Origin of the sequence: Streptomyces sp. WG5, from assembly GCF_049974565.1 — a bacterium.
In the GTDB taxonomy this organism is placed as follows: Bacteria; Actinomycetota; Actinomycetes; order Streptomycetales; family Streptomycetaceae; genus Streptomyces.
This window is the reverse complement of the sequence record NZ_JBNGGC010000119.1, coordinates 1-1656: the sequence shown is the minus strand read 5'-3', so window position 1 is coordinate 1656 and position 1656 is coordinate 1. Positions and strand designations below refer to the sequence as shown.

Genomic DNA, 1656 nt, shown 5'->3' with positions numbered 1-1656 from the left:
GAGGGTGAGGTGGGCTTCGGTGGGGGTGAGGATGTGCTGGTAGGGCTCGCCGTCGAGGTCGGGGAAGACCGTCCGCAACGGCTCGTGCCGGGTGATCACGTCGTTGAGGGCGGCTTCCATGGCGGGCACGTCCAGCTCACCGGTGAGACGCAGCACGAGCGGGATGTTGTACGTCGCCGAAGCGCCCTCGAACTTGTACAGGAACCACATGCGGCGCTGCGCGAACGACAACGGCAGGCGCCGCGGCCGCTCACGCCGTTCCAGCACCGGACGCGACCCGGCCGCCGACAGATGCCGCACGACACCGGCCACCGTCGGCCGGTCGAACAACACGCGCAAGGCCAGATCCACACCCAGCACGGCCCGGATCCGGTTCACCAGCCGCGTCGCCAGCAGCGAATGCCCGCCCAGCTCGAAGAAGTCGTCCTCCACCCCCACCGCCGGCAGACCCAGCACCTCGGCGAACAGAGCACACACGATCTCTTCCTGCGGCGTCCGTGCCACCCGCGAGGCGGTGAAGGCGTACTCAGGAGCGGGCAACGCCCCCCGGTCCACCTTCCCGCTCACCGTCAACGGCAGAGCCTCCAGCACCACGAACGCAGCCGGCACCAGATACGACGGAAGCCGCTCCGACAGACTGCGACGCAGCGCGGACACCAGCTCACCCGCCACCCGCGTCCGCACCGGATCACTCGCCAGCCCGGCAAGCGACCCCACACCCACCGCGACGGAAACGTCCGACACCGCACCCGCGGCCACTCCACCGGGCAGCAGGACCACGTCGAAGGTGTCGAATTCGCCCTGCCCGACGGTGACCACGGCGTCCCAGCCCCGTGCCCGGGCCCAGAAGCACACCTCTTCCGGATCCAGCCCGCTCTCCCCGTCCAGAAGCTCACGGACGCGCTCGATGGGCTCGCCGGCGGCCATCGCGCGGGCCGCCGCGACCTCCCCGGTCAGCCGGGCGTTCGGCACCCCGGACACGCGAACCGGCAACGAGACGTCACCCAGTGCCTCCCATGTCTCGATGTCCCGGCCCCAGGTCAGGACCGGTACACCGGCCAGCTGGAGCGGCTGGGCAGGGGTCTTGTGCAGGACCACGTCGTAGCGGTGCCGCGTCAGTTCGTTGTGGGCCGCGCCCCGCTTCCACCGCACATCCACGCCCACCGCTTCCGGCCGCCCGACCGCCCAGGCAGCGAAGAAACCGGGATCCAGCAGCAACTCCTTCTCCGTCACCACGGCCTGTTCCACCGCCGCACGCAACCGGACCGTGTCCCCGACACCCGGCTGACGAGCCTGTACCGCCGTCTGGAACGCCCGCAGCAGACCCCGGTGCCGCACGTCCCCGACGATCAGCCGGCCACCCTCGGCCAACAGCCCGAACGCCTGGTCCAGCACCCGCTCCAGATACTCCCAGCCCGGGAAGTACTGCACGACGGAGTTGATGACAACCGTGTCGAACTCCCCGGCAGGAAGCCCGGACACATCATCGGCGGCCTGGCAGCGCACCACCACGTGGTCCCAGCCCAGCCCCGCCACCTGACCACGCAACCGCTCCACCACCGACGACGAGAAGTCCGTCGCCCAGTACGACTCCACCCCCGCCGCCACATGCCCCATCAACAACCCGGAACCGACACCGATCTCCAACACCCGGCG

Annotated in this window: 1 protein-coding gene; it reads right to left on the bottom strand. The window is 70.2% G+C overall.

From position 1 onward, the window contains the following. A partial coding sequence (locus tag ACP4IX_RS36135) for a condensation domain-containing protein (RefSeq protein ID WP_426558880.1) occupies nucleotides 1-1656 on the bottom strand: 1656 nt, incomplete at both ends.